Below are 24635 nucleotides of genomic sequence, written 5' to 3'. Positions count from 1 at the left end.
GGTTCGAGCCCTGTATCCTCCATTGAGCCGTTAGCTCAGTTGGTAGAGCATCTGACTTTTAATCAGAGGGTCGACAGTTCGAGACTGTCACGGCTCATTGAGTCAATTATCATGTTGACATTAAAAGTTAGATTTGATACTATGTTTATTGTGTTGCCGACTTAGCTCAGTTGGTAGAGCACCTGTCTTGTAAACAGGGGGTCGGAAGTTCGAATCTTCTAGTCGGCATTCAACTTAATATGCGGAAGTAGTTCAGTGGTAGAACATCACCTTGCCATGGTGGGGGTCGCGGGTTCGAATCCCGTCTTCCGCTTATGCCATATACGCCGGGGTGGCGGAATTGGCAGACGCACAGGACTTAAAATCCTGCGGTCAGTGATGACCGTACCGGTTCGATCCCGGTCCTCGGCATTTTTTGTTTTGATAACTTTTGCACCCATAGCGCAACTGGATAGAGTGTCTGACTACGAATCAGAAGGTTGTAGGTTCGACTCCTACTGGGTGCATTTTAACGGGAAGTAGCTCAGCTTGGTAGAGCACCTGGTTTGGGACCAGGGGGTCGCAGGTTCGAATCCTGTCTTCCCGATTTAAATAAAAAGCTTCAAACAGTTTTATTTAAACACCATCGCGGTGTAGCTCAGCTGGCTAGAGCGTCCGGTTCATACCCGGGAGGTCGAGGGTTCGATCCCCCCCGCCGCGATTTGATCTTTGACTCGGACCTTTAGCTCAGTTGGTTAGAGCAGACGGCTCATAACCGTCCGGTCGTAGGTTCGAGTCCTACAAGGTCCATTGGTCCTTAGTTAGTGATCATTATTATAGTTTCATCATGGAGGATTACCCAAGTCTGGCTGAAGGGAACGGTCTTGAAAACCGTCAGGTGGGTCAAACCACGCGAGAGTTCGAATCTCTCATCCTCCTTATTATCGCGGGGTGGAGCAGTCTGGTAGCTCGTCGGGCTCATAACCCGAAGGTCGTTGGTTCAAATCCAGCCCCCGCAATTTGTATGGTCCGTTGGTCTAGCTGGTTAGGACGCCTGCCTGTCACGCAGGAGATCACGAGTTCGAGTCTCGTACGGACCGTTTATATGGCTCGGTAGCTCAGTTGGTAGAGCAACGGATTGAAGCTCCGTGTGTCGGCGGTTCGATTCCGTCCCGCGCCATTGCTCAAAAGATCCATGCGGGTATAGTTTAGTGGTAAAACCACAGCCTTCCAAGCTGTTGTCGCGAGTTCGATTCTCGTTACCCGCTTTTTGGGCCTATAGCTCAGCTGGTTAGAGCGCACGCCTGATAAGCGTGAGGTCGATGGTTCGAGTCCATTTAGGCCCATTGGAGAAATACTCAAGTGGCTGAAGAGGCGCCCCTGCTAAGGGTGTAGGTCGCGTAAGCGGCGCGAGAGTTCGAATCTCTCTTTCTCCGTTGTTTGGTTTTTATATTTTAAAGCTATGACCCGTTGGTCAAGTGGTTAAGACACCGCCCTTTCACGGCGGTAACATGGGTTCGAATCCCGTACGGGTCATCTTCATAACATTTATATTATCGCGGGGTGGAGCAGTCTGGTAGCTCGTCGGGCTCATAACCCGAAGGTCGTTGGTTCAAATCCAGCCCCCGCAATTCGAATGGTCCGTTGGTCTAGCTGGTTAGGACGCCTGCCTGTCACGCAGGAGATCACGAGTTCGAGTCTCGTACGGACCGTCCATTTTCGTTAATCGCCGAAGGGCGATTTTTTAATTTCATCAGAGGTTTAACAACTAAAAAGACATTCGTCAATGCAGACTGAGGAGGCCTGCTTGATGGATGTCCTCTTTTGATTTATATAGAACCATTTAATTTGATGACGTTCACATTGTCTGATATTGCTGGCATAGACGTTGCCGTAAAGCAGGATCATGAGCAAAGAGATATAAACCCTTTACACCACGTTTCATTAACACGTTGATTGCATTCAAGTTCAATTGGACTTTTGCAGCTAATATTTCATGTGGGTCAGACATGTCATCACGTTGTTTGAAAGATTCGCTATCAGTAATTTTACTGGTGTCAATCTCAATTTTTTTACCGTCAGCTGAAAGTGTGACTGGGGGTCCCAGGATGAGGCCAACGTAGTTTAAATCGAAGCCTTGACAAGTATAAATAGAACCCACTTCGTTAATTGTCTCAGGGATCTCTGCCCATGGTGTGGCAGTGAAATTATACTGATCCCATGGCAACTTAAATTTACCTTCAGTGATGTAGTGCTTACCACCATCCAGTGTAGATGGATAACCGGTAGTCGAAACTATTCTTGATAGGCCAACTTTGCAGTTTTGTGTGACGATTGTTTGTCGCATTTTTTCAGCGTCCGAGAAAACCCGGAAATCATAGTGCAAACGAAAACTTTCTTGTAGTGGCAATAGTTGCCTGTCTCCAGTAAAATGATCAATCCACTGAATGAGACTGTCATCTGCATGCATGCGGAATTGTTGATTTAAATGAACCCATTTTTGTGGATAGGGCGATAACAATTCTTTTAGACGGTCAGCTGTCCAGTATGTTTTTAGTCGTAATACTTGATGAGAATCGAAGACGATTACTAAAACATGACATAGTTCTAACAACGACAGTAACTGATTGTGTCCGTAGAAATTATTATAATGGTCTGGCTGGGATAGAAGAAGGTGTGACTCATCTATCACGCCCACATCAAATGTCTTGTGGTCTTTACGCATGCGATTAATCAGCGAGGTCGGTCGCTGAAAACTCTTCTTTAGAACCCCAGGAAGTTCACCAGCAATCTGTCGATAAACCTTCAACAGCTCCGGGTGATTGACCATAAAATAGTTTTGAGTTTGCCATAAAACATTCTTTTCGTCATGAGATGCCTGTTGAAGGCGGTAGAAGAGTTGGCTTAATACCACACTTTTACCCGTACCCGCATCACCGGTTATGACGTATACTGCGGGTGTCTTATCATGAATGTGTTGACTGATGAATCTCTGTGCATCGTTAATTAGGCTTGCCTGTTCCTGAGTTGGTTTTTTAAATGGCGATAATTTTTGTGATGCTTTATTTTGCAAGATAATTCTCCTTTTATGAAAACAGTAAATAATCCATACAGCCGATGACCGTATGGATTAACACAGTAAGAATTACTTGTCTTCAGGTTTGAAAAAATGGTAACTAGCTTCGTGATAATTATTCTGGCTGGATAAGAAATAGTTAAAAGGTGTGAAGGAATCATTCTTTTTCCAGTAGGTGAAGTCATCCGATTTTTCCCAAGTAGTCAATAAAATGTTATTGGAACGATTCTTTTCGTCTTTCATAAAATAAATTGACCGCATTCCTTCGGGCATTGGGTCAGTGGTCAAAAAATGATTAGCTTTCGAGTTGAAAACCTTTTGGTCGTCAGGGGATAAATTATCAATGTAAATAAAATTGATAAATCCCTGCCAGTCGGTTGTCCCACGGTGGCCTTTGATGTCATAATGAATGGGTGAGCTAAACACCGATTCTTGTCCTGAGACGTCTAATAATGCAAGTTGTTCACCAGAAGTTGAAGAATCTAGTAATAACAGTTTTCGATCTGGATAACGGGTTTGAAGCTTTGATAAGACTTGCTTGGTACCATAAGTGATGCTTATTCGAGTAATCATAATTCATTCCTCCTGACTTATCACCATTATTATACAATTAGCCACTCTAAAATGGTAATTAAAGGCGTTGCCTAGACTTGAGCTTAGCGTCATCTAAAATAGTAATTTTGAAAGGGCGTAATAGATTGAAAATAACAGTTCTAGGATATTATGGCGGGTACCCAGCCAACGGTGTGGGTACTAGCAGTTATTTAATCGAGTCAAATGGGTATCATTTGTTGATGGATTGCGGTAGTGGGGCTTTACTGAGTTTAGAGAAGGTTTTGGATCCGCTACAGCTGGATGCAGTAATTCTGTCCCATTACCATCATGATCACGTGGCTGACGTTGGCGTGTTGCAGTATTACTGGCAACTGCATGAGGAACGACCAAATCGAAGAATTCTGCCAATTTACGGTGCCACAGCAGACCCATTGATGTTTGGCAGTTTAACCTGGGATCATGCTTCACAGGGAATGGGTTATGCGCCCACCGATACTTTGCACCTTGGACCGCTGACAATTTCGTTTCTACCGATGAAACATCCTGTTCCAGCATTTGGCATGAGAATAGTTGAAAATGATAATGGAGAAACGCTTGTTTTCACTGCTGATACGGCTTATATTCCCGAGTTGGTGCCGTTTGCAAGCTCAGCTGATTTGCTGATGACTGATACTAACTTCTTTAATGATAAAGTTGGTACCAAATGGCATATGACGGCTGGTGAGTCTGGCCAGTTGGCAGCGGATGCCAAGGTTGGTCAATTGCTGCTGACACACCTTCCCCAAGTTGGTGATTTAACAGCTTTAAAGCAGCAAGCTCAGGATGCGGCCGGCAGAATTCCAGTTAAATTACCCGAAGTAAGAAAGTCATTTCCAGTCAAATTGTGACGAATGCCTGAGATGTTCGTGACCTTTTAGTGAATTCCATTTTCAGTGAACAGGGAGTTTGTTATAGTGGAGATAGCAAATGATTTGATGGTAAGCATCCCTCTAGTTCCCATAGTTTGGAGGCAATTCCTATGACGGTCACATTATTTACTTCACCCAGTTGCACGTCCTGTCGAAAAGCCAAAAAGTGGCTCAAGGCACACGATGTTGACTTTGTTGAGCAAAATATTTTTGTGCAAGCGCCAAATGCCAAACAACTTAGGTTGATCCTACAGCTGACTGAGAACGGTACGGAAGATATTATCTCGAAACGGTCTAAAGATTATAAGCGACTGACAGTGGAAATAGATAATCTTCCAGTGAGCGAATTGATCAACTTAATCACCCAACATCCCGGTTTATTAAGACGGCCGATTCTCTTTGACGAAAAGCGTTTGCAAGTGGGGTTCAATGAGGACGAGATCCGTCGTTTTTTACCAAGGCACATTCGGGTTCTTGAACTGGAAAAAGCGATTAAAGCCGCGGATGCCGGGTAATTTAATGGTCTTGAAGATTGGTTATCAACGAATGGCAGATTGCGCTTTTTAAGTGGCTGAATGCGTGATAATTTCAAAAAAATTAAGCCAGATACTTTACAAACTGCGAAAATTCTATACTATGGAGATAGGTAAATCTTGGTACGGGCAGAAAGAGGTGTTGGGTCATGGAAATGGAAAGAATTAATGAAAATACGATTCGAGTTGTAATTGGAAACGATGATTTAACCCAACGGGGCATTACCGTCCTTGATCTGCTTGGTAACCACAAGCAAATTGAAAGTTTCTTCTACAGTATTCTAGAGGAAGTTGATGTGGATCATCAATTTCAGGAGACGGATGCTGTCACTTTTCAAGTCTTACCTAATCGTAACGGACTTGAGCTGTTTATTAGCAAGGGTGGTGCGGACGATATTCCAACCGATACTGAAGATGAAACGGACTCTCCCGACATTGAAATGGTTAACGAAGATGAAGTACCTGACTTCTTAAAGAAACAGTTGATGCAAACAGACGGTGATACGACTGAAGACAAACAAGAGTCAACGTCAGATCAGCAGACATCACCCGTTACCAAGACTTCGCCACTTCACACGACGGTTTTAAAGTTGCACAACTTTGATGATATGATTGCGATTGCTGGAGCATTGAAGTTATCCGATGCTGCTTCTAATTTATATCATTATAAAACCGACTACTATTTGGAACTGATTTTTAGAGTGAACGAAACCTCACCGGAATCAATTAAAGATGAATTGGCTGTTGCTTACGAGTATGCAGAGAAAACAAAGATTACTGCTGATGTTCTTGACGAGCATGGCAAAAAGATTATGGCGCAGAGTGCATTAGAACTGACCCGCCGTTACTTTTCTGTCAAGTAGTCATTGTTAAAATAAAAAGTGCGTTAAGCTTTGATTTGTTAAGCTTAACGCACTTTTTTGGGTTCTCGTATTATCGCGCTAAACAATTTTCCTGTTAGTTTGCGTAGTTATCTGTAAATATACCAGAAAGCGGGTGTACAGATGCTAACCGCGCAAAATGAACGCAACAATCGGATATGTGCTAACGATGCCCATCGGCAAGCCACTTATTTTTGCCCCAGCTGTCGCGAACAGGTTATTTTGAAGCGTGGAACACGGATGGTGGCCCACTTCGCACACCGCGCTAATTCTCGCTGTCGACCCTTTAGTGAATCTGAAACGCAGGCGCATTTGACTGGGAAGTGGCAGCTGGCAGATTATTTTGGCACGGACAGGATAGAATTAGAGCCGTACATTCAGTCGCTGGCACAGCGCCCCGATTTGCTGATGACGAGAGCGGATCGTAAACTTGCCATCGAGTATCAATGCTCACCAATTTCGGTGACAAAACTGCAGCAGCGTAATCAAGGTTACAGCGGCTATGGTTTGGAAGTCATTTGGATTTTAGGGGCAGATTATCTGCGAAAAACGGCGTCAGTTCGGCATGCTGAAAAATGGCTGCAGTATTCTGAAAAATTAGGGTGGTACATCATTTTTTGGGAGACACAACAGCAGTGCCTAATTATTTGGCACCATTTAACAATTGACGGTATGGGTCTGCTCCAAGGCTGGGCTAAAACGAGTCATGGTACTCAGTATGCGAAGAGAGCACCACTAGCTGTTAAATTAATCCAAAAACAGTTACAGCGCCAAATTCAGATGGGATTGTACTATAAGACGCCGAAGTGGCGGAAGTGGCAGCAATTTTGCTATGAGCACCAGGCATTGCTGCAAGATATTCCTGCTTTGTGTTATGAGTTTACTGATTCGGAACCGTTGATCTGTGAATGTCCAATCATCTGGGCGACGTTAATGACTATCTTATTGCATCAAAGACATATTGGTTCCCTAATTAGTCAGCTTGATTTAGAAAAATGGGCCGCAAAAATCAGTATTCATTTTGAGGGTGCACAGCTTCTTCAATGTACCACCCAGCAGGTCGTTGATAGCTGGGGGCGACAGCTAAGACAGTATGTCGATTTGCTGAAACGGCATGGCATTTTAAAAACACTGGACGAAAAGTCGTGGCAATTGGTTGCATTACCTCAGTAGTCGTGTGGTAAGCTATTGGCAGTAATAAATTTCTGTGAAAAGGATGTGCTGTCTTTGTCAGATATTAAACAATTACCCACTCGTGATCAGGTAGATTCAAAGCTAACTTGGGACCTGACACCAATTTTTAAAGACGATGAGGCTTTTAATGCGGCCTTTGATCGAGTATCAAAAGAGATCGATGCGCTGCCAAAACTTGAAGGCAAATTGGCTGAGAGCGCTAAAAAACTGGTTAGTGTGATTGAATCAATCATGACAACCATTCGGCCAGCAGAAAAATTGTATGTCTTCGCGTCTTTAAAACATGACCAGGATACTGCAAATTCGGAGAATCAGGCGTTAAGCGGCCGGACTCAGAGTATGTTGACGAAGTTAGAAAGTAACATTGCTTGGTTTGAGCCTGAATTGCTAGCCGTAAAACCAAGCACTCTTGACCAATGGATCGAAACAGAGCCATCTCTAAAACCTTATGAACACTATCTGCGGACAATTACTGACGGCCGCGAACACGTCTTGACCCCCGCTGCAGAAAAATTATTGGCTCAGGCAGGAGACGCACTGGGTGCTTCTAGTAATACATTCGGTGTCTTAAACGATGCTGACTTGGAATTTCCAGTCGTTGAGGATGATGATGGGGTCACGGTACAGTTGACGCAAGGTGTTTATGACCAATTGATTCAGTCAACTCAGCCAGAGGTTCGTAAAATGGCGTTTAAGCAACTGTATGCGGTCTACCATCAGTTCCGCCATACCTTGGCCGCAACGCTTTCAGGCAATGTTAAAACCCATAATTTTGAAGCGTCCGTTCACCACTATCAGAATGCCAGGCAAGCAGCGATGAGCAGTAATCATATACCAGTTAGCGTGTTTGACTCACTGGTGACAAGTGTCAACGATCATTTGCCATTGTTGCATCGCTATGTCGCGTTACGTAAGCGGATTTTGAAACTAAAGGAACTACACATGTACGACTTGTACACACCGATCACGGGTGAACCAAAATTGTCGTATACTTTTGAGGAAGCTAAGGCTGAGGCACTCAAAGCATTGGCGGTTTTAGGATCGGATTATCTCAGTCACGTTCAAGAAGCATTTGATTCTCGCTGGATCGATGTGGTCGAGAACAAGGGTAAGCGGTCTGGTGCATACTCGTCTGGCATGTATGATACGGCACCTTATATTTTGCTGAATTGGCAGGACAATCTTGAAAGCTTGTTCACGCTGGTCCATGAAATGGGTCACAGTATGCATAGCTATTACACAACCCATAATCAACCTTACCAGTATGGTGATTATTCAATTTTTGTTGCTGAAATTGCGTCGACCACTAACGAGACACTGCTGACAGATTACTTGCTGAACCAATATTCTGATAAACAGATTCAGGCGTTCATATTAAATCATTATTTGGATGGCTTTAAGGGGACGGTCTTCCGTCAGACACAGTTTGCGGAGTTTGAGCACTTTATTCATGAACAAGATGCTGCTGGTCAACCCTTAACGGCTGAATTCTTGAGCAAATTCTATTTGGATCTGAACAAGAAATACTACGGTGAAGCGGTAATCTCTGATCCTGAGATTGCAGATGAATGGGCTCGGATTCCTCATTTCTATTACAACTATTACGTTTATCAGTACGCTACTGGCTTTGCTGCTGCTAACACATTGGCACAGCGGATTACTAGTGGCGATACTGCTAAGCGGGATGCGTACCTTGATTATTTAAAATCCGGTAGTTCTGATTATCCGATTAACGTGATGCAAAAAGCTGGCGTTGATATGACGCAAACAACGTATCTTGATCAGGCGTTTGCCGAATTTGAAAAACGGTTGGATCAATTTGAGACCTTAGCTGAAACGATGTGAGTTTTGATGCAAAAAAAGAGCGACCTGTATTTTATACAGATCGCTTTTTATGACCACTTACACGTATTAAAGAATATGTAAGTTAGGGGTTGATTTCTTCTGTTCTAACGCCTTTTCAGCGAGCAAACCATTATTCTCACAAATATCATACAGTGCTTGGTAGGTGACGTCCGTCAGCATCAAACCACATTCAGAAACATCAGCATTATATAGAATCGCAGTAGAAGGTTTGGCAACGTTCATCTCTGATGCTAAACGTTGATCCGCTTGAAAAGCACGCCGGGCTAATTCAGACTGACGATCCTCCTTGAACATTTCAAGATCTAGGCGGACATGTTTGGCGATTTCCATCACCAGTCGTTCTGAGTAGGGTTGACCTTGTTCTACCAGTTGATTTTGCAGGTTCAACAAAAACAGTCGGCCTTTTTTCTTTCCCTGAAACAGGGCAGCCTTGTAGTCTAAAATAATTCGATAGTGTAAGTCAAATTGTTCATTTCGTAATTCCAAATTATGACAGTCTTGATTGGTCGCCTTTAAATGCTGATCAATCATTTGCGGATTAAGTAACGGAATAAATTGATAGGAGATATCGCCGAAAATTTGATCGGCGAGACGTAGAATATACTTTTCCGACTTCATACAGCGACTGCCTAATGGGTTGATAAACAGATATACTTCTAGCAAAGTAATTTCCTCCATTAATTAGCCGTTAACTTGTAAACGACCTTCAGTTCAAAAATAATCATAAAGCATTTTGAGCGAAATGCAAGGATTTAGGCTATGTAAATACTGCTAGGAAAGGCTAAACCGGTTTCAAACACCGTTAGAATGGGTAAAACTGTTTTCCACTATTATACAAATAATTGCACTGGCTGACGGACCGATTATTTAAGTAAACAAATTCTTCTTTGCCCAACTAACCCAACTGTGCCAAAAATATGCTAAAATAAAGTCTGTTTGTATAACAAACCACAATCATTTGAAACCAACTCGAGGTGAACAGCTTGATTGAAAATTGGAATCACTTTTTGCTGCCATATAACCAGGCAGTGGATGAGCTAAAAGTTAAATTACGGGGGATGCGTAAGCAATTTCAAAACAAAAATCAGCGTTCACCCATTGAATTTGTTACCGGCAGGGTAAAGCCAGTAGACAGTATTAAAGAAAAAATGAACCGGCGACACGTTTCAGAAGAGCGGCTTGAGCAGGATATGCAAGATATTGCGGGACTGCGAATTATGTGTCAATTCGTCGAAGATATTTATCAGGTCGTTGATTTACTTAGAAAGCGTTCAGACATGACTATTCTGGAAGAACGTGATTATATTCACAATGAAAAGCCCAGCGGTTATCGCTCTTATCATATTGTGATCGAGTATCCCGTTCAAATGGTCACGGGAGAAAAGAAGATTTTGGCTGAAGTGCAAGTCAGGACGCTTGCTATGAACTTTTGGGCGACAATCGAGCATTCATTGAATTACAAATATCAGGGAGAATTTCCGGAAGAATTAAGTGCGAGACTCCAGCGGGCGGGTGAGGCAGCCTTTAAGCTAGATACGGAAATGTCCGAAATACGAGAAGAAATTCAAGAAGCACAGCACTTATTTTCATATGGCAAGGGCTCTGATCCGCAGCCACCAAATAAGAGGGATGATCAGTAATGAAAATCGGGATATTTAGTAATACAGGTCCAGAATCAACACGGGTTTCAAATGCGTTGAAGATGAAAATTAAAAGTGAACATTTAACGTTAGATAACGCACACCCGGATATTTTAATTACTGTTGGCGGCGATGGCACCTTACTGTCGGCTTTTCATCATTACGAAGACCAGCTGGACAACGTTCGGTTTGTAGGGATTCATACTGGGCATTTGGGATTTTATACCGACTGGCGCGACTATGAAGTAGATGAGTTGATTGATAGTCTGGTTCACGATAACGGTCAAAGTGTGAGTTATCCGTTACTAGATATTATGATTGAATACAGCAATGGCAATCATGAAACCATGCTAGCGTTGAACGAATCAACTTTAAAAAAGGTTACTGGGACCATGCTGGCAAACGTCTATATTAAAGACCAGCTCTTTGAACTTTTTCGGGGTGACGGCCTATGCGTTTCCACCCCAACTGGTTCGACGGCCTATAATAAGTCGGCTGGTGGTGCGGTAATCAGTTCAGAGCTAAACGTGGTCCAGGTTTCTGAAATTGCTTCGATCAATAATCGGGTCTTTCGAACGTTGGGTTCGCCAATCATCATTTCACCAAATGAATGGGTGCGTGTAGAGCCGGTGCAGTTAGATGAAAATTTGATGACTTGTGACCAAAAAATGGTTGAGAACCGACAGATTAAATCGGTGACCTACCGAATCTCTAAGCAACGCATCGCTTTTGCACAGTATCGTCATACTCAGTTCTGGAAACGTGTATCCGAATCCTTTATTGGGGTGAAACCGATTGATTGAGTTTGAATGGCAGTATACTGGTGATTCGCCGATTTACGTTCGTACTTTCATGCGACAACAAGGAATCAGTAGAACACTGTTAAAACAAATCAAGTTTTCAGGTGGCAGTATCTGTGTGGATGGCACACAAGTTCGGGTAACCTATAAAATGCGGTCAGGACAGCGATTGAAAGTGACGTTGCCACCAGAAATTCCCAGCGATCATCTACAAGTATCGGATACACCACTAGATATTCTCTATGAGGATGATCATTTTTTGGTGGTGAATAAACCAGCAGAAGTTGCTTCGGTGCCATCACATATCTATGCGGATGATTCCATGGTCAATCGTGTGAAGGGTTACTTAACACGGACCCATGCCGCTAGTCAGGTGACGCACATTGTGACTCGACTCGACCGTGAGACCAGCGGCATCGTCATTTTTGCTAAACACCATTTTGCACATACAGTGTTAGATACTCAACTTAAACAACACAGCTTGAAAAAAACGTATTTATGTGTTGTATCGGGCGTTATGTCACAGCAACACGCTGTTATTGATGCACCAATCGGCAGGCAGCCAGGTTCCTTTATCAAGCGGATGGTTCGCTCAGATGGCCGTTCTGCGCAAACGGAATATTGGGTTGTTAAACGGATGCAAGCAACAACGCTTTTACGAGTTCGGTTGCATACTGGTCGGACGCATCAGATTCGTGTGCATATGGCCAGTCTCGGTCACCCATTAGTAGGAGATTTTTTGTACGGCCAGCAAACGAATCCGTGGATTCACCGGCAGGCATTGCACTGTGCTTCTGTCAGTTTTTACAATCCGTTTGCACAGCAGCAAATTACGTGCTATGCACCGATTCCGGCCGACTTTGCCACTTTGATTGAACACGAAAATCAGCTTTAACGAGCAAAAATCCTGCCGCATCGAATGAGTTCGATGCGGCAGGATTTTTGGGAAAACAGTTAGACTCTCTGAAGGAAGGATGTGAGGTTGAGCTGTTCGTTGAGTTGATTACTGACACTATCACTTTCGCTGAGGACTGTCAGTTGAAGCCCCGCAGCTTGCGCGACATTATTGAGCTTTGACAATTGTGCAATTTCGTTACTGTCAGTTAAGTCCGTGAGTACTTTGTCAACACCGTTATCAGCAAGCCACTTTAGTGATGTCGCCTGATCATTATCAGAGAGCTTGTCGACAGCAGTACTAAAGGTGACTGACATGCCACCCGCAGCAGCAATCAAATTGTTCATGGCTTCAACATCCAACTGTTGGTTGGCGGTGAGCGCACCGATAATCACACCGTCTGCACCGAGTTGCTGAGCTTCCAAAATATCGGCTTCCATAATTTTTAATTCAGGATCACTATAACTCGCTGTGCCTGTGCGTGGTCGAATCAAAACGGTTAGGGATAAATCGTGCTCATGCGCATACAGTACGGCTTCAGCAATTGTTCCTTTGCTAGGTGTTGTACCATTGTTTTCAATCGTGACACGGGTAGTGTGGGGGCTAATTGCTTGTGTGAGTTGGGCGTAATTGTTGATTAATGGTTCGATAAATTTCAAAGTCGGTCTCCTTTTTGACGCAGTTTATAATCAACAGTCATTATAGCAATTTTTGGACCTTAATGCGTGCGGTGAGTTGTGATTTATAAAAATTATGGTTAGAGCAAAACTGCAAGCCATAAAATCCAGTATCATGTTTCTGAGAATTCTTGTGATCACGGCATTTATCTGCGACGAGCCTTGAATCGGTAATCCGCTTGCATTCTTTACTAATTCGCGTTATATTAACTGTTGAGAAATCGTTCGGGAGTGGATGTCGAGAAATCGTCAGCCTCTGTCGAATTTGCACTTCATTAACGCAGTTCCTCGCCGTGCTGACACCGAGGGGTTGCGTTTTTTTATGCGGCGAGCTTTATAATATTTAATAACGAGGAGCCTGATTATGTCCAATCATATTGTCTTATTTGAACCTTTAATGCCAGCTAATACTGGTAACATTGCTAGAACCTGTGCGGGTACGGATACGGTTTTAGACTTAATTGAACCGCTGGGATTTTCCGTTGATGATGCCCATTTGAAACGGGCCGGCTTAGATTACTGGGATAAAGTGGATATTCGCTATCACAAAAACCTACAGGAATTTATGACCACTGTCCCAGACATTAAGCGGCTGTTTTTGGTTTCTAAGTTTGCTGAGTTTGCGTATACTCAACACGACTATACCGATGTAAAAAACGGTGATTACTACTTCATGTTTGGTAAGGAAACCACTGGTTTGCCAGAGCCCTTCATGAGAAAACACAGTGAACAAGCTATCCGAATTCCTCAAGATGACACTCATATCCGGGCGTTGAACCTCTCCAATTCAGCGGCAATTGTGATTTACGAAGTTCTTCGTCAGCAAAGTTTTCCAAAATTAGAGCTCAGTCATCGCTATGAAAATGATAAACTTAAATAAGCAAATTTGATTTAGTAGGAGGGGAGATTTTGGCACAAAAACGAAAGACCACGCGACGCCGGAAAGCCAAGACAACCAATCGACGAAAAAAAGGGCGTCAAAGCAGCGCGTCATATACTGCCAATGCGATTGGCCTCATCCTGTTAACTTTGTGCCTCTTAGCGTTTTTCAAGGCTGGATTTGTTGGCAGCCTAATGGCTAATTTAATTCGCTTTGTGGTGGGTGATACATATCCACTAATGAGCTTGTTCGGTGTTGCTGTTGGGTTGGCGTTATTGATTACGGGGCAACTGCCAAAGATTTCGGCCAAATGGTTCTGGAGTATCGGGACGATGTATCTGGGCGTTTTGCTCTGGCTGCACGTTGATTTATTTCTGTCTGAAAATCAGCACACTGGTTTTTTGAGTTACACCTGGCAGCTGCTTAGCGGAGATTTGTTAAATAACAGTGTGAGCACAGCGGTCGGTGGCGGGACAATCGGGGCTGTGTTATTGGCAATCACACAGTTTTTAGTCGCGTTCGGTGGCGCAAAGGTCATTGCCGTATTGCTGGTATTAATCGGTGTGATGATTGCGTTTAACGTATCGGGTACGCAGATTTTAAAGTGGACTCAGATTTGTGCCCACTGGCTGGGGCGAATCGCTAGTCGGATAAGTCATACGTTGGTTACGGTTGCTGCTAAGTTTAAACAGAATAGGTCACAATCAGCTAAACGAGTAGTTAAGCCAAAGCCTGTCAAAGTTGCGCCAGCTGAGGAAAAGGATCTGCCGACACCTGTTGCTGAGCGTCATTCAACGCCAGAACAACCAGAAGACTCTTCGTCGCCGGCAATTCCCATCAGCGTTGCTACTCGTGAGAACGCACCAGAGCGGGTCACTAAAAAAACGCCTGAGAAGCAAGAGGAAGATTCAGAATCAACAATGATTTCGACGGTGGGGGACGATCCCAATTATCAGCTTCCGGGCAATGATCTATTGACGCCAATTCCACAAAAAGATCAGCAGGACGATTACAAAACGATTGAGAAGAATACGAAGATCCTTAAAAAGACACTTGATAGTTTTGGGGTTGATGCTGAAATTAAGCACGTTAATTTAGGCCCATCTGTTACTGAGTATGAACTGCACCCTGCCATTGGGGTAAAGGTGTCACGTATTGTCAATTTAGCGGATGATCTCGCCCTTGCCTTGGCAGCAAAAGAAATTCGAATTGAAGCACCGATACCCGGGAAATCGTTGATTGGTATTGAAGTGCCAAATAAGGAAATCTCAACGGTTTCATTTCGGGATGTCAGTGAGGCCGTTACACATGGTCCCGCTCACCTCTTGGAAGTACCGCTTGGTAGAGACGTTACCGGGAAAGTCATTACGATGGATCTTACCAAGATGCCTCACTTGCTAATTGCTGGGTCAACTGGTAGCGGTAAATCAGTTGCCATTAACGGCATCATTACCAGTATTTTGATGAACGCTAAACCCAGTCAAGTTAAATTAATGCTGATTGATCCCAAAAAGGTAGAACTGAGTGTCTATAATGGTATTCCGCACTTATTAACGCCGGTGGTTTCGGAGCCAAAGAAGGCTGCAAAGGCATTGCATAAGGTCGTTCATGAAATGGAACAGCGGTATGATCTGTTCGCCAAGGTTGGTCAACGTAAGATCTCTGGTTATAATCAATTTGTTCAGACCCAGAATCAAACGACTGACAAACCATTGCCGACCCTGCCATATATTGTTGTTATCGTGGATGAATTGGCTGATTTGATGATGACCGTTTCTAACGAGGTTGAAGATGCCATTATCCGGCTGGCACAAATGGGACGGGCCGCGGGTATTCACATGATTCTGGCAACTCAGCGGCCTTCAGTTGATGTCATTACTGGTTTAATTAAGGCCAACGTGCCATCAAGAATGGCGTTTGCTGTTTCTAGCGGCGTTGACTCGCGAACCATTCTGGATTCTAACGGGGCTGAAAAATTGTTAGGTCGAGGCGACATGCTTTATATGCCAGTCGATCAAAACTCACCAATTAGAATCCAAGGGGCCTTTATCCCTGACAAGGATGTTCAACGGGTAACTGATTTTATCCGCGACCAGCAAACCGCTGAATATGACGAAAGTATGATCGTCAGTGATGAAGAAATTGCTGAAGATGCCACTCAGTCTGATGACGACCTATTCAATGAAGCGCTGGAATTTGTTGTTGAACAGCAAAAGGCCAGTACGTCACTGTTGCAACGTCACTTTCGTATTGGCTATAACCGTGCGGCCAGGCTAATCGATGATTTGGAGCAAGGCGGTTTTATTGGACCACAGGATGGCAGTAAGCCACGCCAAGTTTATAAACAGCCGGACTCGGACGCTTGATTGCAAGTAATGATAAAAACTAAAAGCTCCTGAAATGGTAATGACCACTTCAGGAGCTTTTAGTTTTTTTATTATGGGCTGAGTCCCCACCGATTAAATTAGCCAAACATGCCAAGGGCCTGTAAAGCACTAGCAACTAGTGAACCCAGGGTTGCAACGATCATAATCCAAACGAGGACCATTGTGATTTTCTGGAAGGTTGATTTTTGTTTTTTCTGCATATTCGCACCACTTTTCATAGGTTTACTTCAAATAGTTTAACGTGGACGATTGAGAAATGCAATCAAGTTACGAAACTTTCTTGATTTTAAAGGATAGAATGCGGTAAAATTTCGGTTGTGTGTTAACGATGAAAACAAGATGGATTTGCGAAAGGGCGGACTACGTTGAATCAAATTATTATTCAAATTATTATCTTGATAGCAGTCCTGTTCATCTTAAGGTTGTTTAGAAGCTTGACACCAAAAGACAGCAGACCAAAATTACATCCGATAGACTGTCTGCCACCACTTAGTCTGTGGTTTATCTGGCAGTTGTCTCATCTCTGGGCAGATCCATGGTTTGCTGCCATTGTATTTATCTGGATGATTATTTCGATTGGGTTGACCCTCTGGTGGGGGTTATCAAAAGGTGAGTTGCTGTGGAATAAATTTTTGTTATTTTACTGGCGCCTGACCGATATTATATTATTTTTAGCGTATTTAATGACAGTTGTGAGGGTACTGATTAGGTAGTCCTGCACGTCAGAAGTGAATAGCATCCAAACCTTTCCCCGCTCAAACATTGTTTGGGCGGATTTTTTTTTAAATTTATAGAATTAATCTTTGGGGAGTTGTGGTAGAAAGTGGGGACGTGTGGTAAACTTTATTTAGTTAAAGTTAGTTGATATTTAGGAGGCGATTCGAATGTTCATGGGTGAATTTGAGCATTCGATCGATACTAAGGGGCGACTAATTATTCCAGCCAAGTTTCGTGACCAGCTGGGAGAAGAATTTGTAATCACCCGAGGCATGGATGGCTGCCTGTTTGGCTATCCAATGTCCCAATGGGAGGTTTTACAGAAGCGGTTGAGCGCTTTACCGTTAAACAAACGGGATGCCCGAGCTTTTGTCCGGTTCTTCTACTCAGCTGCAACGACGTGTTCGTTTGACAAACAGGGGCGGGTAAATCTCCCCCAAGCATTGATCAAACATGCGGAACTGGATAAACAATGTGTCATCGTTGGCGTTGCAGAACGATTTGAAATCTGGAGTCAAGAGCGCTGGCAAAACTTTGCGGATAAAGCAGAGGAAAATTTTGATGACATTGCTGAGAATTTGATTGATTTTGATATTTAGGTGAAGGAGAAGACTATGGCAGAGTTTCATCATCGAACAGTATTATTAAATGAAGCCGTCCGTGAACTTAATGTTCAGCCAGACGGTACATATGTAGACTGTACGCTTGGTGGTGGCGGTCATACGCACAAGATCCTCACCGAATTAACGACTGGTCATTTATATTCGTTTGATCAGGACCAAACCGCAATCGCCTATAACGAGGAACAGTTGGCCAGTGAAATTCAGGCTAATCAGTTAACTTTGATTCACGCAAACTTCAGGGACTTGAAAAAATCCTTGGCAGACCAGCAAGTGGATCGAGTGGATGGCATTCTTTACGACTTAGGCGTCTCTTCACCGCAATTTGACGACGCTGATCGGGGATTTAGCTATCGTTACGATGCACCGCTTGATATGAGGATGGACCAAAGTGCACCGCTAACCGCCCGAACGGTAGTCAATGAATGGTCATATCAAGATTTGGTTCGAATCTTTTATCGATATGGTGAAGAAAAATTTGCCAAGTCAATTGCCAGAAGAATTGAAGCCACTCGGGAGGAACATCCAATCGAAACCACTGGCGAACTGGTGGAATTGATTAAGGAAGCCATTCCGGCGGCAGCTCGTCGCCATGGTGGCCATCCTGCAAAAAAGGTTTTTCAAGCCATTCGAATTGCAGTGAATGATGAGCTTTCAGCTCTTGAAGCATCTTTAGAACAAGCACTCACACTATTAAATCCAGGGGGCCGGATTTGTGTGATCACGTTTCAGTCTTTGGAGGATCGGCTGGTTAAAACGATGTTCAAGGAAAAGAGTAGTTTACCTGATTTACCAGCAGGTTTACCAGTCATTCCGGACGACATGCAACCAGATTTTAAACTCGTAACTCGTAAGCCCATTATACCTGCCGAAGATGAATTAGAAGAAAATCATCGTGCGCACAGCGCAAAACTTCGTGTAATTGAGCAAAAATAACGAATTTATGGTTTAATAATAAAAGGGATAGGATGATGATTAAGTATGGCTCAAAATAATTTAGCAACTCAATTTCAACCGCAGGCGTTCCCAGAACAACCGACAGTTCCATTACATAGTCCTTCGACGCAGGTTGTGACAAAACCCAAAGCCTTACCCGTATCAAAATTTGAAAAGTGCTTATGCACGTTGGGCGGGTTAATTCTGCTTGGCATGATGTTAATGCTGGTTAGCACCAAAATCGGGGTTTCCACTACTCAGCAACACTTACAGGATGTGGAAACAAAGATTACCAAGCTGGAGAACCAAAATACCAGTGATCGGCAAACAATTAACGAGTTGATGAACCGTTCCAGACTAGAAAAAGTTGCTAAACAGAACGGCATGACACTTTCAAACAGTAAAGTAAGGAATGTGAATAAATGAAACAATCACCTAAACGAACGGTGACTAGCAAACAAGTGCGACGTAATCAGCGGGTTTTTGGCAGAAGCCTCTTGGTCATTTTCGCTTTCGCACTTGTGCTATTCATTGGTCGTTTTTCTTATATTGCAATTGGCAAGAACGTCCAAAACGTTAATTTGGGCACTCAGGCCAAAAAATTATATACTGCCAATCGTACCTTGAAGGCGCAGCGTGGGACAATTTATGATGCTGATAATCAGCCAATCGCACAGGATACCAGCACTTATTCAATTTATGCGGTTCTAGATAAGAATCAGCATACCGTGTCGGGTAAACCGATGTACGTGACGAATAAAGCCAAAACTGCCAAGGTACTGTCTAAGTATTTGCCACTCAGTAAAAAGAAGGCATTAGCCTATCTTAACCCCAGCGATAAAAAAGTATTTCAAGTCGAATTTGGTGCAGCTGGTCAAAATATTTCACTGACAACCAAACACAAAATTGACCGTGCACACGTCACCGGTCTGACCTTCGTTCAACGTCAAGCAAGATTGTATCCTAACGGTGTGTTTGCTTCCCATTTGATTGGGAATGTGACTGCCACTTCTAAGGGACAATTAGTTGGCACAATGGGGATTGAAGGGGCCGATAATGACTTATTGAAGGGGACGGATGGGTTTAAGAAGATTAGTCAGGACAACAATGGCTATCAAATTCCTGGGTCCAATCAGAAAGCTAAAAAGCCTCGCAATGGTGATAACGTGTACACTACTCTTGATGGTAGATTGCAAACACTATTGGAAACTCAGATGTCGGCTTTACAAAGTAAGACACATTCTAAAACGATGAACGCAGTGCTGATGAATGCTAAAACTGGCGCAATCGTGGCCGCAACACAACGACCAACCTTCGATCCGCAAACGGGTGAAGGCCTTAATTCAGTTTGGCGCAATACGCTCATTCAAGATGCGTACGAACCGGGCTCCACGATGAAGATTTTTACCATGGCAGCTTCGATTGATAGCGGCAATTATAATGGCAACGCGACTTATCAATCTGGTCGCTATGAAATTGGTGGGCGAACGGTGCCAGACTGGAATCCAGGTGGTTGGGGCACAATTACTTACAATAAAGGGTTTGCCCTTTCAAGTAACGTTGCCATGGCCCACTTGGAACAACAGATGGGTGCCACAACTTGGAAAAAATACATTAAAAGATTTAAGTTCTTGCAGTCAACTAACTTTGGGCTACCTGGCGAACAGGCTGGTAATATTGCCTTTAGTCATACGATTGAGCAGGCGAACACAGCGTTTGGACAAGGGATTCAGGTTACCGCAATCCAAATGATGCAGGGGTTATCTGCAATCGCGAATAATGGTAAAATGTTAAAGCCATACCTGGTTCGTAAAGTCGTTGATCCAAACACTGGTAAAGTGGTTAAATCATATGGACCTAAAGTGGTTGGCCAACCGATCTCAGCGACTACGGCGAAAGCAGTTCGTGGTCACATGGAAGACGTTGTCTATAAAAAGTATGGGATCGGATCCGATTACAAGATGAAGGGCATTCGGATTGCTGCCAAAACTGGGACCGCCCAAGTGAGTGATGGGAAGTCAGGTTATTTAAGTGGTGATGATAGTTACCTTTATTCAGTTGCTGGTATGGCACCGGCTAAAAATCCAAAGTATATTATGTATATTACGATGAAACAGCCAACTTTGCCTGGTACTGAGACGGCTACACAGTTAATGGCAGACGTCTTCAAGCCCGTCATGAAGCGGGCTTTGCAGGAAGATAGTTCCGCTGGAAATAATGGTGCTTCGGATAAAATGCTGTCCTATGTCAACCGGTCAGTGTCTGGTGCAAAGAGTGATCTAACTGCTAGAGGGTATAAAGTAACCACTATTGGTAATGGTAATCGAGTATTGAAGCAATCACCAATCTCGGGTCAGGTACTGATGTCTCATCAACGCGTCATATTGATCACCAGTGGGACACAAAGAATGCCAGATTTAACGGGCTGGTCATCCAGTGATGTCTTGCGACTGGGACAAATGCTTGGATTAAACGTTAAAACGACGGGTAATGGATTTGTTACCAAACAAAGTATTGCTGTGGGTAAGCAGGTTGGTCAATCTGACAAGCTGACAGTTCATTTAAAGTAACTCACCTAGTGGGTATAAGAGGAGAAAGTCATGAGTTCGGTTTTATCGTTTTTTATTAGTTTGATAATCACTATAGCCTTTATGCCAGCATTGATTCGTTATTTTCGGGCGAAGCATGAGGGACAGATGATTCGTGAAGAAGGACCTTCGTGGCACGAAAAAAAATCCGGGACACCAACGATGGGTGGTTTAATGTTTATCCTGGCAATTATCGTGGCCACACTCGTTGCTGGTTTAGCATTTGGTCAATTAAGCCCGGTTGTCATTATTTTGCTGTTTATTTTGATTTTGTACGGTTTATTGGGGATGTGGGATGATTCCATCAAACTTTTCCGACGTCAAAATGAAGGTTTAAAAGCCTGGCAAAAATTACTCGGTCAAATTGTGGGTGGCGTTGTTTTCTTTGCAGTTTATCTGCACGAAGGCTTACCCTTATTGCTCAAATTACCTGGTCTAGGCGCCGTTAATTTAGGCTTATTTGGCTACTTCTTGTTTATCCTGTTCTGGCTGGTAGGCTTTTCTAACGCAGTCAACCTGACCGATGGATTAGATGGTCTAGTCGCTGGGGTGGCTTCCATTTCATTCATTGCCTACGGTGTGATTGCACTACACCAGCACCAACCTGATGTGGCGATGTTCTGTCTTGCAGTGGTTGGTGGTTTGCTGGCGTTCTTAATTTTTAACCATAAACCTGCCAAGATTTTCATGGGTGATATGGGTTCTTTGGCGTTAGGTGGTGCTTTAGCCGCCGTTTCAATTTTAGTTCATCACGAAGTATCATTGTTATGGATTGGTTTAATCTATGTGGTTGAAACTGCCAGTGTTATTTTACAAGTACTGTCATTTAAGACGACTGGTAAGCGGATCTTTTTGATGTCGCCGATTCATCATCATTTTGAGATGAAGGGCTGGAGTGAATGGCGAATTGACATCACGTTCTGGTGCATTAGTGTGATTACAGCTATAACTGGTATTTGGGTAATGTGGTAATTTTCTTTCAGTGGGTCATAAAACTTAAATAGGTGGGCGACAAGGTATGAAGCGTATCAAGACGTATGAAGGTAAACGAGTCATTGTTGTAGGGTTAGCGAAAAGTGGTTTAAACGCTGCTCGACTGCTTAAAAAATTAGGTGCTGATGTGACGGTTAGCGATCAGCAGCCCTTAGAAAAAAACTCGGAAGCACAGGAATTACAGACAGAGGGCGGCTACACCATTTTGACGGGTGAGCAAAAGCCCTCTCAACTTGATGCTGGTTTTGACTTAATGGTTAAAAATCCGGGAATACCTTATGATGTTCCGCTGATAAAGGCAGCAACGAAGGCCAATTTACCAATTATTACCGAAATAGAATTAGCAAGTGAAATTGCAGATGCAGAATTGATTGCGGTTACCGGAAGCAACGGTAAAACGACCACAACTACGATGATTACGAAGATGATGAATCAAGAACGGCCAGCGGGTAAGAGTGCATACGCGGGCAACATTGGCGTGCCAGCTTCCCAAGTGGCCCAGCAGCTGACTGATGAAGATACGTTAGTGATGGAAGTATCCAGCTTTATGCTGTTAGGAACCACTCAATTTCACCCGCATATCGCCGTTTTAACCAATATTTTTGCTAACCATCTTGATTACCATAAGACCCGCGAAAATTACGTTCGGGCCAAGATGCGCATTACCCAAAACCAAACGGCTGATGACTATTTTGTGGTCAATTTCGATTCTGATGAATTGGTTGATTTAAGTCAGCAAAGTATGGCGCGGGTCGTGCCTTTTTCGCGTTTAGCCAAAAGTAAGGCTGGTGCCTATGAGTTAGATGGCACGCTTTATTATCAAGACGAACCAATTATGGCCGCTGCGGATGTTAAAGTGCCTGGGGACCATAATATTGAAAATGCGTTGGCAGCCATTGCCGTCGCTAAAATCGAAGGCCGTTCAAGCAAAGCGATTAAACACGTTTTGACGACTTTCAGTGGTGTTCGGCACCGAACCCAGTACGTGCTGACCAGTGAAGGCCGAGAATTCTATAACGACTCAAAAGCCACCGATATCGAAGCGACTGAAATGGCTTTGAAAGGGTTTAAGGCTCCGGTTGTTCTGTTGGCCGGTGGTTTGGACCGCGGCTATACCTTTGAACGGTTGGTGCCTTTCTTTAAGGAACACGTGAAAGCAGTGGTTTTATTCGGTGAAACGAAGGATCTATTAGCTGATGCAGCAAAGAAAGCCGGAATCAAAAACATTAAATTCGTTGAGAATGCTGAGACAGGGGTACCAGTTGCCTATAGTTTCAGTGAACCAGGGGATATTATTTTACTGTCACCAGCCAATGCTAGTTGGGATCAATACCCTAATTTTGAAGTTCGGGGTGACCGATTTATTGAGGCCGTCGAAACGTTAACCGGGAAAAAGGAGGAGAACTAATGCGACTGATGGTTTCCGGTGGCGGTACAGGTGGACATATTTATCCTGCACTAGCCGTCATTAATGAACTGAAACGACAGGATCCAAACGCAGAAGTTCTCTACGTTGGTTCCCACCGTGGTATCGAAAGCACCATTGTGCCTGATTTGGGGATTCCCTTTGAAGCTATGACAATTCAGGGCTTTAAACGGTCATTATCGCTGGAAAACTTTAAAACCATTTACCTGTTTCTGAAGAGTGTCCACCGAGCGAAAAGACTGGTTCGTAACTTCAAACCAGACGTTGTCCTCGGAACTGGCGGCTACGTTTCTGGGGCCGTGTTATATGCGGCAGCTAAGCAACACATTCCAACGGTGATTCATGAACAAAATAGTGTGGTTGGGATGACCAATAAGTTTCTTAGTCGCTACGTGGACAAAATTGCCATCAATTTTGAAGACGCTCGGAGTCAATTCCCAGCTGACAAAGTTGTCATGACTGGGAATCCACGGGCACAGGAAGTGGCCAATATCGACAGTCATTTTAGTTTGACGACGTTTAACTTGAAGGATGACGTCCCCACGATTATGGTTGTGGGTGGTAGCCAAGGTGCCCTGAAACTCAATAAAGTGATGGTTGAGTCATTACCAGAATTAGCAAAAAAGGACTATCAAGTGGTCTTTGTTACGGGTCCTAAGCGATATGATGACGTTATGAAACAAGTGACCCAAATCTCCGCTGCTGATAATATTTCAATTCAATCGTACATTAGCAATATGCCGGAAGTTTTACCAAAATTGGCCGGGGTAGTTGGTCGTTCAGGTGCCACAACGTTAGCTGAATTGACCGCATTGGGCGTGCCGTCCATTTTGATTCCAAGTCCGTATGTCACCGCGGACCATCAGACCAAGAATGCGATGAGTTTGGTCAACGCCAACGCTGCGTTAATGATCAAGGAAACTGATTTATCCAGTAAAACCTTAATTTCAGCTATGGATGAATTGATGACCGACGACTCGAAACGTGCTGCGATGGCAGCTGCTGCGAAGAAACTGGGAAAACCCCAAGCCGCAACGGAGATGCTGGCACTTTTAAAAGCGGTCAGCCAGTCGTAATTTAGGAG

The 24635-nt window shown here is 43.7% G+C and carries 23 protein-coding genes and 18 tRNA genes; 36 read left to right on the top strand and 5 right to left on the bottom strand.

Going from position 1 to position 24635, the window contains the following annotated elements; all coding sequences use genetic code 11:
* Positions 1-24: 24 nt before the first annotated feature.
* From HC026_RS08810 to HC026_RS08725, 18 genes are all read left to right on the top strand, one after another.
* Positions 25-97, top strand: a tRNA-Lys gene (locus HC026_RS08810).
* A 58-nt stretch (positions 98-155) separates the two neighbouring features.
* Positions 156-228: transfer RNA gene (locus HC026_RS08805), tRNA-Thr, on the top strand.
* 13 nt (positions 229-241) lie between these two features.
* Positions 242-313: transfer RNA gene (locus HC026_RS08800), tRNA-Gly, on the top strand.
* 12 nt (positions 314-325) lie between these two features.
* Positions 326-411 (top strand) — tRNA-Leu (locus HC026_RS08795).
* Between the two features lie 21 nt (positions 412-432).
* Positions 433-506: transfer RNA gene (locus HC026_RS08790), tRNA-Arg, on the top strand.
* A gap of 6 nt (positions 507-512) precedes the next feature.
* Positions 513-586 (top strand) — tRNA-Pro (locus HC026_RS08785).
* Positions 587-626: 40 nt separating this feature from the next.
* Positions 627-700 (top strand) — tRNA-Met (locus tag HC026_RS08780).
* A gap of 15 nt (positions 701-715) precedes the next feature.
* Positions 716-789, top strand: a tRNA-Ile gene (locus tag HC026_RS08775).
* Positions 790-828: 39 nt separating this feature from the next.
* Positions 829-918: transfer RNA gene (locus tag HC026_RS08770), tRNA-Ser, on the top strand.
* A gap of 6 nt (positions 919-924) precedes the next feature.
* Positions 925-998 (top strand) — tRNA-Met (locus tag HC026_RS08765).
* Between the two features lie 7 nt (positions 999-1005).
* Positions 1006-1079 (top strand) — tRNA-Asp (locus tag HC026_RS08760).
* 7 nt (positions 1080-1086) lie between these two features.
* A tRNA-Phe gene (locus tag HC026_RS08755) sits at positions 1087-1159 on the top strand.
* Positions 1160-1176: 17 nt separating this feature from the next.
* Positions 1177-1247: transfer RNA gene (locus HC026_RS08750), tRNA-Gly, on the top strand.
* A gap of 4 nt (positions 1248-1251) precedes the next feature.
* Positions 1252-1325 (top strand) — tRNA-Ile (locus HC026_RS08745).
* A gap of 2 nt (positions 1326-1327) precedes the next feature.
* A tRNA-Ser gene (locus HC026_RS08740) sits at positions 1328-1415 on the top strand.
* A 28-nt stretch (positions 1416-1443) separates the two neighbouring features.
* Positions 1444-1515 (top strand) — tRNA-Glu (locus HC026_RS08735).
* A 21-nt stretch (positions 1516-1536) separates the two neighbouring features.
* A tRNA-Met gene (locus tag HC026_RS08730) sits at positions 1537-1610 on the top strand.
* A gap of 7 nt (positions 1611-1617) precedes the next feature.
* Positions 1618-1691 (top strand) — tRNA-Asp (locus HC026_RS08725).
* A 146-nt stretch (positions 1692-1837) separates the two neighbouring features.
* Here the strand turns inward: HC026_RS08725 and HC026_RS08720 are convergent.
* Positions 1838-3052: a DUF2075 domain-containing protein gene (locus HC026_RS08720; RefSeq protein ID WP_168925610.1), complete on the bottom strand. Its 1215-nt coding sequence runs from the start codon at positions 3050-3052 to the stop codon at positions 1838-1840.
* Between the two features lie 72 nt (positions 3053-3124).
* On the bottom strand, positions 3125-3628 hold the full coding sequence (locus tag HC026_RS08715; protein WP_168925609.1) for a monooxygenase: 504 nt from the start codon (positions 3626-3628) through the stop codon (positions 3125-3127).
* 125 nt (positions 3629-3753) lie between these two features.
* On the opposite strand from HC026_RS08715, the gene HC026_RS08710 reads away from it, so the two are divergent.
* From HC026_RS08710 to pepF, 5 genes are all read left to right on the top strand, one after another.
* A complete protein-coding gene (locus HC026_RS08710; RefSeq protein WP_168925608.1) occupies positions 3754-4497 on the top strand; it encodes an MBL fold metallo-hydrolase in 744 nt (247 codons plus the stop codon).
* 131 nt (positions 4498-4628) lie between these two features.
* Entirely contained in the window at positions 4629-5033 is a 405-nt protein-coding gene (gene spx / locus HC026_RS08705) for a transcriptional regulator Spx (protein ID WP_168925607.1), read from the top strand.
* 167 nt (positions 5034-5200) lie between these two features.
* The gene (locus tag HC026_RS08700; protein ID WP_168925606.1) at positions 5201-5914 is read left to right on the top strand and encodes an adaptor protein MecA; all 714 of its coding nucleotides are present in this window, start codon (positions 5201-5203) and stop codon (positions 5912-5914) included.
* Positions 5915-6055: 141 nt separating this feature from the next.
* A complete protein-coding gene (locus tag HC026_RS08695) occupies positions 6056-7105 on the top strand; it encodes a competence protein CoiA (protein ID WP_168925605.1) in 1050 nt (349 codons plus the stop codon).
* Between the two features lie 54 nt (positions 7106-7159).
* The gene (gene pepF, locus HC026_RS08690) at positions 7160-8971 is read left to right on the top strand and encodes an oligoendopeptidase F (protein ID WP_168925604.1); all 1812 of its coding nucleotides are present in this window, start codon (positions 7160-7162) and stop codon (positions 8969-8971) included.
* A gap of 66 nt (positions 8972-9037) precedes the next feature.
* Here pepF and HC026_RS08685 read toward each other — a convergent pair whose 3' ends face one another.
* Positions 9038-9655: a DsbA family protein gene (locus HC026_RS08685; protein WP_168925603.1), complete on the bottom strand. Its 618-nt coding sequence runs from the start codon at positions 9653-9655 to the stop codon at positions 9038-9040.
* A gap of 320 nt (positions 9656-9975) precedes the next feature.
* On the opposite strand from HC026_RS08685, the gene HC026_RS08680 reads away from it, so the two are divergent.
* The 3 genes from HC026_RS08680 to HC026_RS08670 are packed head-to-tail and all read left to right on the top strand — an operon-like array spanning position 9976 to position 12327.
* The gene (locus tag HC026_RS08680; protein ID WP_168925602.1) at positions 9976-10632 is read left to right on the top strand and encodes a GTP pyrophosphokinase; all 657 of its coding nucleotides are present in this window, start codon (positions 9976-9978) and stop codon (positions 10630-10632) included.
* Entirely contained in the window at positions 10632-11435 is an 804-nt protein-coding gene (locus tag HC026_RS08675) for an NAD kinase (protein WP_168925601.1), read from the top strand. Before HC026_RS08680 ends, HC026_RS08675 begins: the two co-directional genes overlap by 1 nt.
* Positions 11428-12327: an RluA family pseudouridine synthase gene (locus HC026_RS08670; RefSeq protein ID WP_168925600.1), complete on the top strand. Its 900-nt coding sequence runs from the start codon at positions 11428-11430 to the stop codon at positions 12325-12327. The genes HC026_RS08675 and HC026_RS08670 overlap by 8 nt, the downstream gene beginning before the upstream one ends.
* Positions 12328-12386: 59 nt before the next feature.
* On the opposite strand, the gene HC026_RS08665 is transcribed toward HC026_RS08670, so the two are convergent.
* Positions 12387-12986: a copper homeostasis protein CutC gene (locus HC026_RS08665; RefSeq protein WP_168925599.1), complete on the bottom strand. Its 600-nt coding sequence runs from the start codon at positions 12984-12986 to the stop codon at positions 12387-12389.
* A 382-nt stretch (positions 12987-13368) separates the two neighbouring features.
* Between HC026_RS08665 and HC026_RS08660 the strand changes: the two genes are divergently transcribed.
* Together HC026_RS08660 and HC026_RS08655 are read left to right on the top strand one after the other, a co-directional pair.
* A complete protein-coding gene (locus HC026_RS08660) occupies positions 13369-13884 on the top strand; it encodes a tRNA (cytidine(34)-2'-O)-methyltransferase (RefSeq protein ID WP_168925598.1) in 516 nt (171 codons plus the stop codon).
* A gap of 29 nt (positions 13885-13913) precedes the next feature.
* A complete protein-coding gene (locus HC026_RS08655; protein ID WP_168925597.1) occupies positions 13914-16250 on the top strand; it encodes an FtsK/SpoIIIE family DNA translocase in 2337 nt (778 codons plus the stop codon).
* Between the two features lie 98 nt (positions 16251-16348).
* On the opposite strand, the gene HC026_RS08650 is transcribed toward HC026_RS08655, so the two are convergent.
* Complete coding sequence (locus tag HC026_RS08650) at positions 16349-16471, bottom strand: DUF4044 domain-containing protein (protein ID WP_168925596.1); 123 nt, start codon at positions 16469-16471, stop codon at positions 16349-16351.
* Positions 16472-16636: 165 nt separating this feature from the next.
* Between HC026_RS08650 and HC026_RS08645 the strand changes: the two genes are divergently transcribed.
* The 8 genes from HC026_RS08645 (at position 16637) to murG (ending at position 24627) form a co-directional block, all read left to right on the top strand.
* Positions 16637-16984, top strand: coding sequence for a DUF3397 family protein (locus tag HC026_RS08645; RefSeq protein ID WP_168925595.1), 348 nt, complete (start codon positions 16637-16639; stop codon positions 16982-16984).
* Positions 16985-17155: 171 nt separating this feature from the next.
* Positions 17156-17587: a division/cell wall cluster transcriptional repressor MraZ gene (gene mraZ / locus HC026_RS08640; protein ID WP_168925594.1), complete on the top strand. Its 432-nt coding sequence runs from the start codon at positions 17156-17158 to the stop codon at positions 17585-17587.
* A gap of 15 nt (positions 17588-17602) precedes the next feature.
* Positions 17603-18544 (top strand): 16S rRNA (cytosine(1402)-N(4))-methyltransferase RsmH, encoded by a 942-nt coding sequence (gene rsmH, locus HC026_RS08635; RefSeq protein ID WP_168925593.1) that lies wholly within the window; start codon positions 17603-17605, stop codon positions 18542-18544.
* A 45-nt stretch (positions 18545-18589) separates the two neighbouring features.
* Positions 18590-18970 carry a cell division protein FtsL gene (ftsL, locus tag HC026_RS08630; RefSeq protein WP_168925592.1) on the top strand — a complete coding sequence of 127 codons (381 nt, stop codon included), beginning with the start codon at positions 18590-18592 and terminating at the stop codon, positions 18968-18970.
* Positions 18967-21114 (top strand): penicillin-binding transpeptidase domain-containing protein, encoded by a 2148-nt coding sequence (locus HC026_RS08625; RefSeq protein ID WP_168925591.1) that lies wholly within the window; start codon positions 18967-18969, stop codon positions 21112-21114. Before ftsL ends, HC026_RS08625 begins: the two co-directional genes overlap by 4 nt.
* Before the next feature lie 30 nt (positions 21115-21144).
* Complete coding sequence (gene mraY / locus HC026_RS08620) at positions 21145-22104, top strand: phospho-N-acetylmuramoyl-pentapeptide-transferase (RefSeq protein WP_168925590.1); 960 nt, start codon at positions 21145-21147, stop codon at positions 22102-22104.
* 46 nt (positions 22105-22150) lie between these two features.
* Positions 22151-23533, top strand: a complete 1383-nt coding sequence (murD, locus tag HC026_RS08615) for a UDP-N-acetylmuramoyl-L-alanine--D-glutamate ligase (RefSeq protein WP_168925589.1) — start codon at positions 22151-22153, stop codon at positions 23531-23533.
* Positions 23533-24627 (top strand): undecaprenyldiphospho-muramoylpentapeptide beta-N-acetylglucosaminyltransferase, encoded by a 1095-nt coding sequence (murG, locus tag HC026_RS08610; protein WP_168925588.1) that lies wholly within the window; start codon positions 23533-23535, stop codon positions 24625-24627. The genes murD and murG overlap by 1 nt, the downstream gene beginning before the upstream one ends.
* Positions 24628-24635 lie beyond the last annotated feature (8 nt).

The sequence above is a fragment of the Secundilactobacillus angelensis genome (assembly GCF_012641075.1).
Lineage (GTDB): Bacteria > Bacillota > Bacilli > Lactobacillales > Lactobacillaceae > Secundilactobacillus > Secundilactobacillus angelensis.
This window is presented reverse-complemented; position numbering and strand designations above follow the sequence as displayed.